This window comes from Desulfofundulus thermosubterraneus DSM 16057, from assembly GCF_900142025.1.
Lineage (GTDB): Bacteria > Bacillota > Desulfotomaculia > Desulfotomaculales > Desulfovirgulaceae > Desulfofundulus > Desulfofundulus thermosubterraneus.
In genome coordinates, this window is the sequence record NZ_FQZM01000041.1 from 24505 (window position 1) to 33237 (window position 8733).

An 8733-nucleotide genomic window follows, 5' to 3' on the forward strand; every position below is an offset into this window, starting at 1 on the left:
AAAGCAGAGCAACAAATTTTAATGGTTACCGTATGGGGGTTTGGTTTGCGTGGTCATCAATACCCAAACGACCCTGATAATGCGATGTCCGGAATGCGGCAGGCTGGAGCACCACGGGATCTCCCGTTTTGCCCTGGTGGGCGCCCGTTCCTCACTCCATATCCACTGTTCGTGCGGTGCTCTCAAGTTGTCACTCACTTCCCGGGGCAACAAGGTGAACCTGCAGATCCCCTGTGTGGTTTGTGGTTCCAGCCACACCTGTTTGGTTAACGCCCGCATTCTATGGTCCAGCGGGAACATCGAGCTGTTCTGCCAGACTACCGGTCTGGAGCTCGGGTACCTGGGGACGGAGGACCGGGTGCGCGAACAAGCCCGCCTGGAAGAAATCCTTGATGGGCTGGATTTTATGGCCGATAACTTTTTCCATAATCATGAAGTAATGTCTGCGGTTTTAAAACATGTGCATAACCTGGGTAGAACCGGAAGGCTTTACTGCGAGTGTGGAAATCAACGTATTGAAGTGGATATCTTCCCCGATCGCTTAGAACTACACTGCAGCCGTTGCGACAACCTTTACATAGTTTATGCGGAAACCCAAAAAGATCTGGATGCCGTAGGGCGTACCTGGAAAATAAAGCTGACGCGGCATACTTTCGCCCATCTCGGGAAAGCCAGGGAAACGCCGCCGCAGCCGTGATTGGTGCATTGTCCCCGCTGTGGCGACGGCAATTATACTAAAAATTTTTTCCCGGGGGATAATGGAATAAAAAGAAGGGGGGAATCCAATGCCCCTTGTTCCGGTGAGTGTGTTGCTCAAGGAAGCCGCTGCGGAAGGCTATGCTGTGGGAGCCTTTAATTGTAATAATATGGAAATAGTGCAGGCCATCGTGGCTGCGGCGGAGGCGGAAAAGGCGCCGGTGATAATGCAGGCCAGTCAGGGAGCCATTAAGTACGCCGGCGTGGACTATATTGCGGCCATGGTAAGGGTGGCCGCCCGCGGTGCCAGGGTACCGGTGGCCCTGCACCTGGACCATGGAACCAGCTTTGATCAGGTCGTCCGTTGCCTGGTAGCCGGTTTTTCATCGGTGATGATTGACGGTTCTCACCTGCCCCTGGAGCAAAATATTGCCCTTACCCGCCAGGTGGTGTCGGCGGCCAGACCGGTGGGGGTTTCCGTGGAGGCTGAGCTGGGGAGAATCGGCGGTGTGGAAGACGACATTGCGGTTACCGACCGGGAGGCCTTCTTTACCGACCCGGACGAGGCGCGTTACTTTGTAGAGCAAACGGGTGTAGATTCTCTGGCTGTTGCCATCGGGACGGCCCATGGCCGCTATAAGGGCGAGCCCAGGCTGGATTTTGACCGCCTGAGCAGGATTAAAGAGCTGGTGTCCGTTCCCCTGGTGTTGCACGGGGCTTCCGGCGTGCCCGACGAGGCCATCCGTGAAGCCATTGGCCGGGGCGTGCGCAAGATAAACATTGATACCAATATCCGTGAAGCCTTTGTGGGGGCGGCCCGGCGCAAGCTCGACGAAAATCCCCAGGAAATCGACCCCCGCAAAATCCTGGGTCCGGCCCGGGAAGCGGCCATTGAGGTAATCCGGGAAAAGATGCGGGTCTTTGGCTGCTCCGGGAAGGTCAGGGGGTAATGTATTCAAGGAGGACTTTTTATGCAGCTTTTTCTGGACACAGCCAATGTGGAAGAGATCAAAAAAGCCTACGCCCTGGGGGTAATCAGTGGCGTAACCACCAACCCGTCCCTGATTGCCAGGGAGGGCCGGGATTTTGCCGAAGTGGTGCGGGAAATTACCTCCATTGTGGACGGGCCGATCAGCGCCGAAGCGGTGAGCATTGATGCGCAAGGCATGATTGCGGAGGCGGAAGAACTGGCAGCCATTCATCCCAACATCGTAGTCAAAATCCCTATGACCGGTGAAGGGCTCAAAGCAGTGAAGTTCCTTGCATCCAAGGGGATCAAAACCAACGTAACCCTAATTTTTTCGGTCAACCAGGCTCTTTTGGCGGCCCTGGCCGGGGCTACCTATGTCAGCCCCTTTGTGGGCCGGCTGGATGATGTGGGCCACGACGGGCTGGAATTGATCCAGGACATCATGGCCATTTACAGCAATTACGATTTTTCCACTAAAGTGATTGCGGCCAGTATTCGCCATCCGGTGCATGTAACCATGGCCGCCCGGGCCGGTGCGGACATCGCCACTGTGCCTTATAAGGTGCTCATGCAAATGCTAAAGCACCCCTTAACCGACATCGGTATTGAAAGATTCCTGGCCGACTGGGCCACGGTTCCCAGGAAGTAAGATAGTCTAAATATCCCATGGTGATAATGCGCGTCAAGGAAAAACTTTTGGGTTGGAAAAACTACCTGGTAGAAAAATATAATGAAGTTATGGACCTTCCCGACGCCCCGCATAAAATTGCCCACGGGGTCGCTCTGGGTACGGCGCTGGATTTTTTCCCCATTCCTCTGATCAGCATCCCCGTGGCCTACCTCTTAGCCCGGTGCTTAAGGGTAAGCGCCGTTGCCGCCGCCCTTTCGGCAGCCTTCTTCAAGTGGGCCGTTCCCTTCTTTTACGCCCTGAATTACCTTGTGGGCAGCACCCTCATCGGAGACAGCCTGGCGGTTGGCGCGGGTGCCGGGGGGTCCCTTTCCACCCTCAAACAAATGGGCTACCCCTTTTTTATTGGTGCAGCCATAGACGCTGCCCTCGCGTGGATCTTGATTTACTTCCCCGTGCGCCGTATTTTGGAATTACGGCGGGCCACAAAACATTCTTGAGTCGCCCCCTCTTGTGGAAAACCAGCCGGGCTGGTCTCCCCCTTTATCTTCCTGTAAATATTCGGTAAAACCGTTATGACAATGATGCAGTGCGCATCTTACGCCCCAGCACTCACTGGAATACCGGCTTTCTTCCAGAACCTGAGGTGTCAATTAAACCTGAAACACCGGCAGCAGAGTCATATTTAGGTGAGCGCTGGGCGTTGCGGCAGAATTTTTAGGGCCGTTCCCTAGTAGTGCTTGGAAAGGAATGGATGCAGTGTGAATTATTCGGAACTAGAAGGCAAAACAATGCAGGAGTTGTACAAAATAGCCCGGGAGCTGGAGCTTACCGGGTATTCCCGCCTGCGCAAGCGGGAACTGATTTTTGAAATCATTAAAGCCCAGACTGAAAAAAACGGGCTCATCTACGCCCAGGGGGTGCTGGAGATACTCCCCGACGGCTACGGGTTCCTGCGGCCTTTCCAGTACCTGCCCAGCCACGATGATATCTACGTGTCTTCCTCCCAGATCCGCCGGTTTGACCTGCGCACCGGCGACCTGGTAGCCGGCCAGGTACGCGGCCCCAAGGAAAACGAGCGCTACTATGCCCTTTTGCGTGTGGAACAGGTTAACGGCGTCGACCCGGAGAAAGCTGCCGAGAGGTTGCATTTCGACGGCCTCACCCCCCTTTACCCGCAGCAGCGGATCCGCCTGGAGACTCAGCCTGACAAGATTGCCACCAGGATTATCGACTTGGTTGCCCCCATCGGCAAAGGACAGCGGGGTTTGATTGTGGCGCCGCCCAAGGCGGGCAAAACCATGCTCCTAAAAGAAATTGCCAACAGCATTACCCAGAATCATCCGGAAGTTTACCTCATCGTGCTCCTCATTGACGAACGGCCGGAGGAAGTTACCGATATCGAGCGCTCGGTGGACGGAGAAGTAGTGAGCTCCACCTTTGACGAGCCGCCGGAAAACCATGTTAAAGTGGCGGAAATGGTGCTGGAGCGGGCCAAGCGCCTGGTGGAACACAAGCAGGATGTGGTGATCCTGCTGGACAGCATCACCCGACTGGCCCGGGCGCATAACCTGGTGATCCCCCCAAGCGGGCGTACCCTGTCCGGGGGCGTGGATCCGGCAGCGCTCCATAAGCCCAAGCGATTTTTCGGTGCCGCCCGCAACTTGGAGGAAGGGGGTAGCCTGACCATTCTGGCCACCGCCCTCATTGAAACGGGCAGCCGGATGGACGACGTCATCTTTGAAGAGTTCAAAGGTACGGGGAATATGGAGCTGATTTTAGACCGCCGCCTGGCGGAACGGCGCCTGTTCCCGGCCATTGATGTACAGCGTTCCGGCACGCGCAAGGAAGAATTGCTGTTGTCCCGGGATGAACTGGAGTGGATCTGGTTTTTCCGCAAGGCTACCGTAGGCATGGCCCCCTGGGAGGCCATGGAGATGCTCGTGGAGCGCATGAAAAAAACCAAAACCAACGAAGAGCTCCTGCGCCTCTTCCGCACTGCCCGCAAGAGCGGCCCGGTGGTTCCCCCCGACAGACCCCCCGATGTGCGCCGGGACATTACCCCCGAAGGTCAGTGACAGTTCGCGTAATGTGCCCTCCAGCCTGTGGCACTTCTCCCCTGCACCGGAGTAATTATTTCGTTCGCTGGTGCCGCCCAGCACTCACCAAAAAAAGGCTCTGCTCCTGGTATTTCAGGTTTAATTGACACCTCCGGTTTTAGGAAGACCTAGTATACCAGTGAGTGCTGGGTCCCCGCTCTCTCCCTGGCTTCCGCGTAAGATGTGCACCCCGGCTTGCTTCGGCCGGCTCTTTTTTTTGTCTCCCGGAGAAAAAGCGCGGTCGTTTTTTAGCCGCGCCGTGCCACTCGATCCGGGTTGTTTGTGCTTCTCCTGGTCCAGGATGAACGTTGCCCCCTGGTTTTCCAGCAAGGAAAGTTCGCTTACGAAGTGCCGGGTGGTGCCGGCCGGCCTGCGGACGGTAACCAGGTCTAAAGTTTTTACACTTTATTTACAAAACTGAGATGGAACATTAAAAAAGCATGTTTAGAATAGGGGGCAAGGGAGGGGGTGAGGAAACATGAACTTAAGGGAGAAACTCATCAAAGGTATAGCGCTAATCTCAATGGCCGCCTTTACTGCTGTTGCTCCGCTTGGAACGGTAGCCATGGCGGCGACAGCAAAGCAACCGGTAAAACCAGTGGTGACGGCAACCAAGCGGGGAGCAGTACCGGCCAAACCGGCCAATCCCAAAGCAGGGGTGAAGAAGGCTGCTCCTGCCGTACCGGCAGCTAAAGCCAAGGCGAAGTCAAACGTCAAGAAAAAGGTTGCAACCGGTAAGCCGGTTGCCGGAAAAAAAGTTGTACCCAAGAAGCCGGCCGTCCATAAGAAACGGGTGGCGGTGAAAACCCCTGCTGTAAAGAAAACCGGGACTAAAAAATAGCCGCTGTTCAGTGTGGTGGTGAGGATGGGTTGATGAAACCTGTCCTATTTTTCTTTTTACTTCTGACGTTGCTGAATCCAGGTTTGTCGCTTTTCTTCAACACCGGGGAGTTGTAAAATAAAAGCCGGATGGGAGTTTAATTCAACGGTAGCCAGGGAATGAAAACTGAATTGATTTTCTTGCACCTGGCTTCCATACCTCCAGGCACAAAAAATTATAGGTAAAGCGAGAGAGAGGCGACAGATGAACCTTTTAGGAATGATCAGAACATTGCTCCTTCTTTTTACGCCGGGACTGATTCCCCTCTTCTTTCCAACCCATTCCAGTACCGTCAGTTTCCATCCGGGTTATCAAAATCGTGTGGCCGTGCTCATGTACCATCACATCAGCAATACCGACCGCGGTCCGGCGGTAATCACTCCCCGGTTGTTTCGGGCACACCTGGATATTTTGCAAAAGGAAGGTTACCATGTCATTTCCACGGAAAGGCTGGCCCGGTTTCTGTCCGGAAAGGATACCATACCTCCAAAAGCTGTGGTCATTACCTTTGACGATGGGTATGAATCCTTTTATACTTACGCCTACCCGGAATTAAAAAAAAGAAATATACCGGCCACCTGTTTTGTCATTGTGAAGTCTGCAGGCGACACGAAAGGCAGCCCGGGCTCCAGGCATATCTGGAAACAAATACCGAAGCTTACCTGGGAACAAATGCGGGAAATGCAGGCCCACGGCATGAGTTTTTATCCCCATTCCTATGATAGCCACTACCTGGCCAGGTTCGCCCCGGGTGTGCCTGCTGCCCGGCACATAAGGCCCGCCCTGGCAGGCCCGATCTGGCTGGATAAACAAAACCGGCGGGAAACACAGGGGGAATACGAAGCCCGGGTAAGGGCGGATCTCCTCAAGGCAAAAGAAGTAATGGAAAAGGAGCTGGGGCGTCCCATGGACCAGTTTTGCTGGCCCTACGGGGTGGACAGCCCCACCGCGGCCAGGATTGCCCGTTCCCTCGGGTATAGATACCTCTATTACACCCGCAGGGGTTTGAACGGTTCCTGCATCACCGGCGGTCGCATCAGGCGCATCAATGCGGGCAGCCCTGATATCACCCCGGAAATCTTGATCCGTAAGATTGAACAATATGCTCTACTTGCTTACGCTCAGCAGTGGTGCCCTTCCTTCATATTCCTCGATCCGGCGCTGCTTGAGCCGGCCTGTGTGGCCCTGGAGTTCTGGCAAGAAAGATTTTCGTGACATTGTTAAGGAGGTGATTTGGAAATTGAAGTCCAGCCCCGAAGCAAATGTCTTAATTGTCGAGGATGATAGCAATATCGCCGAGTTAATCCGGCTGTACCTGGAGAAACACGGTTTTTCCAGTGTGATTGCTACCGGCGGTATGGAAGCTTTGAAACTCCTAAGCGGCAAAGATTCAGGCATCGACCTGGTAATCCTGGACTTAATGCTCCCCCTTATAGATGGGTGGGAGATCTGCCGCTGGATACGGCAGCATTCGTCTTTACCGGTAATTATTCTTACCGCGAAAGGAGAGTTACAGAATAAACTGCGCGGCTTCGATCTGGGTGCCGACGATTATATCGTAAAACCCTTCGACCCACTGGAGCTGGTGGCACGGGTCAAGGCGGTTTTGCGCCGGACCGGAAACAAAGCCGAGCGTATAGAATTGCCCGGTATAGTTATTGATTTGTGCAGCTATGTGGTAAAGGTGGGGGACGAGAGGGTGGAGCTGACTCCCCGGGAGACCCAGCTTTTAGGCACTCAAATAGACATTTAATCGGCCATTCTATATTCGTATGACGATGTCATATCTATCGAGTTAACCCTGCTGTTGCCAGCCTACTATCTCCTATCCCCGGAGGGGACTCGGCTTTACTTTTGAACCTGTAAATGAAATCGTAGAGGTTAAGTCTCAGCGGGTTGCACAACTTACACAAAAGAACTTTCAGGCTTAGAGTAAGTCTGCGGAGCTTCGCTCCCACCTTTAAAATGTTCAAAGCGCCGTTCAAATCCAATTTCAGCGCCGCTAAAACTGCAGGTTCAAACAGGCCACCACCTGCCCCTGCCCTGCGGTACCGCTGTTATTGGTTTCCTGTAATCCGACCCACCTTTAAGCGTCACCTTTTCCTTTAAGCTTTATACTGGCCTCCTATGTATAAAACGGCCCACTTTTGGGTAATCCTCTTTTTAGACTGCCTGATAACAAAATGGGGCGGGATTTTTACTCCCCCGCCCCTTTAAACAGCTGGAGGAGAGGACTGCACGTGGGCAAGTTAGTTAAAAAGCGTCTGCGCAAATTAACCATATTGCTCGCGGCCGGGGCCGTCCTGGCGGTGTGCCTGCTGCCCGGGAGGGTACCTCTTTTTGCCGCACCCGATGAGGCCATTCTCACCGGCGTGTCCTACGGTAACCTCCCCCGGGTGGAAACGGGTCCGCCGGCCGGTGAACAGCATATGTACCGGGTGCAGCCCGGTGACACCCTGGAGGATATTGCCGGCCGTTTCGGCCTGCCGGTAGCCGCTCTGCAGGAAGCAAACGGCATCCGGGACGCCAACCTGATCGTGGAGGGACAGGTACTGCAAATTCCCGGCGGGGTACTAACACATACGGTGTTACCCGGCGAAACCCTTTCGGATATTGCCCGGCGCTACCGGGTGCCCGTATCCCGGCTGGTGGCCGTCAACGGTTTATCAAACCCTGATACGTTGTTTCCGGGACAGCGGGTGACCATCCCTGCCGGGTACGGTGATTACCTAGCGACAGCAACCATCACGGCAGCCCTGCCGGTGGATCAGCTGGCCTGGCCCGTGGTGGGGTGGGTAAGCTCCCCCTTTGGCTGGCGGGACGGCCGGCCCCACGAGGGGGTGGACATTGCCGCCGGAGAGGGCGAACCCATCCGGGCGGTACGGTCCGGCCGGGTGACCTTTGCCGGCCCCCGGGGTACCTACGGCAACACGGTCATTATTGATCACGGCGAAGGACTGGAGACCCTTTACGCCCACGCCCTGCAGGTGCTGGTGGAGCCGGGGCAGTGGGTGGAAGCCGGGGAGGTTATCGCTCTGGTGGGCAGCACCGGCCGTTCCACCGGTCCCCACCTGCACCTGGAGGTGCGCTTAAACGGCATACCCTATGACCCCCTGTTGTGTCTCACCCGCACCAGGGTGTAAAGGCCCGCGAACAAAGCGGGCCTTTTGCGTGTGCGCCCGGCATGGGCGTTAACTTGGTGGTGAAAGTCCACTGCAGGCGAGGCAGCACGAGTCTGCTAGCCAAAGGCAAGGGTGTCCATCGCGAGGTGGAATCCGAAGGAAGCCGGAGGCAAAACCACGGCCCGATGAACAAGAACCCCATAAGAGGCTAAGCCGTTCGGATGAGCTGGCGTGACACAGCGAAATCCCAGGCTGCCAAGGGACGGCGGAGTATATGGGGCGGGCACGGGGTGAAGGTTAACGCTCTTACCCGGGGAGGCCTGCCGGATAAGCCAGGC

At 55.4% G+C, this 8733-nt stretch carries 9 protein-coding genes; all 9 read left to right on the top strand.

Going from position 1 to position 8733, the window contains the following annotated elements; translation table 11 throughout:
• Nucleotides 1-49: 49 nt before the first annotated feature.
• Nucleotides 50-697, top strand: a complete 648-nt coding sequence (locus tag BUA65_RS14055) for a hypothetical protein (protein ID WP_072870600.1) — start codon at nucleotides 50-52, stop codon at nucleotides 695-697.
• Between the two features lie 88 nt (nucleotides 698-785).
• Nucleotides 786-1646 (top strand): class II fructose-1,6-bisphosphate aldolase, encoded by an 861-nt coding sequence (locus tag BUA65_RS14060; RefSeq protein WP_072870602.1) that lies wholly within the window; start codon nucleotides 786-788, stop codon nucleotides 1644-1646.
• 21 nt (nucleotides 1647-1667) lie between these two features.
• A complete protein-coding gene (fsa, locus tag BUA65_RS14065) occupies nucleotides 1668-2315 on the top strand; it encodes a fructose-6-phosphate aldolase (protein WP_072870603.1) in 648 nt (215 codons plus the stop codon).
• Between the two features lie 26 nt (nucleotides 2316-2341).
• Nucleotides 2342-2794 carry a DUF2062 domain-containing protein gene (locus BUA65_RS14070; RefSeq protein WP_072870621.1) on the top strand — a complete coding sequence of 151 codons (453 nt, stop codon included), beginning with the start codon at nucleotides 2342-2344 and terminating at the stop codon, nucleotides 2792-2794.
• 261 nt (nucleotides 2795-3055) lie between these two features.
• Nucleotides 3056-4372 carry a transcription termination factor Rho gene (gene rho / locus BUA65_RS14075; protein ID WP_072870605.1) on the top strand — a complete coding sequence of 439 codons (1317 nt, stop codon included), beginning with the start codon at nucleotides 3056-3058 and terminating at the stop codon, nucleotides 4370-4372.
• Between the two features lie 499 nt (nucleotides 4373-4871).
• Entirely contained in the window at nucleotides 4872-5234 is a 363-nt protein-coding gene (locus BUA65_RS14085) for a hypothetical protein (protein ID WP_072870608.1), read from the top strand.
• 243 nt (nucleotides 5235-5477) lie between these two features.
• Nucleotides 5478-6488, top strand: a complete 1011-nt coding sequence (locus tag BUA65_RS14090) for a polysaccharide deacetylase family protein (RefSeq protein ID WP_072870609.1) — start codon at nucleotides 5478-5480, stop codon at nucleotides 6486-6488.
• A gap of 25 nt (nucleotides 6489-6513) precedes the next feature.
• Nucleotides 6514-7026 carry a response regulator transcription factor gene (locus tag BUA65_RS14095; protein WP_072870611.1) on the top strand — a complete coding sequence of 171 codons (513 nt, stop codon included), beginning with the start codon at nucleotides 6514-6516 and terminating at the stop codon, nucleotides 7024-7026.
• 487 nt (nucleotides 7027-7513) lie between these two features.
• Nucleotides 7514-8416: a peptidoglycan DD-metalloendopeptidase family protein gene (locus tag BUA65_RS14100; protein WP_165613265.1), complete on the top strand. Its 903-nt coding sequence runs from the start codon at nucleotides 7514-7516 to the stop codon at nucleotides 8414-8416.
• Nucleotides 8417-8733: the final 317 nt, after the last annotated feature.